The sequence below is a fragment of the Halomonas marinisediminis genome (assembly GCF_004347715.1).
GTDB lineage: Bacteria > Pseudomonadota > Gammaproteobacteria > Pseudomonadales > Halomonadaceae > Halomonas > Halomonas icarae.
The window spans coordinates 1-402 of the sequence record NZ_SLTR01000068.1 but is presented as its reverse complement, the minus strand read 5'-3'; the positions used below and the strand labels follow the sequence as shown (position 1 = coordinate 402).

Sequence of the window (402 nt, the reverse complement as noted above, 5' to 3'; positions counted from 1 at the left end):
GCGGAGAAGCGCTCACCCCCGTGGCGGGCCTGCCCCCGCCTCCCGCGCTGTTGCTCACCCCTCCCGTGGCCGTGCCGCCCCCGCCCGTGTTCAGGGGCCTGCGTCAAAAGGAAAATCCGCCCATGCCCGCCGACCTGCCCGGCTTTGCAACGCCGACCGATTGCGCCCGATGGCTCGCCACCCAGCGCAACGACCTGGAGCCGCCCGCCCGCGCCGCGGCCCCCGTGATCGACAGCGTTCTGGCGGAGATCGCGGGCGATCCGGACTGCCTGCTGGCCCGGATGTCCGGCTCCGGCGCGACCTGTTTCGGTCTCTTCGAAACCCCTGCACAGGCGCAGGCGGCGGCGGAAACCCTCTCAACCCGGCGCCCGGACTGGTGGGGCGCGCCGACCTTGCGCAGGG

Annotated in this window: 1 protein-coding gene; it reads left to right on the top strand. The window is 73.9% G+C overall.

Annotated features, from left to right (window positions below):
- Window positions 1-122: 122 nt before the first annotated feature.
- Window positions 123-402 (top strand): hypothetical protein (locus E0702_RS15840; protein WP_205741958.1); only part of this gene is annotated, 280 nt, incomplete at its 3' end.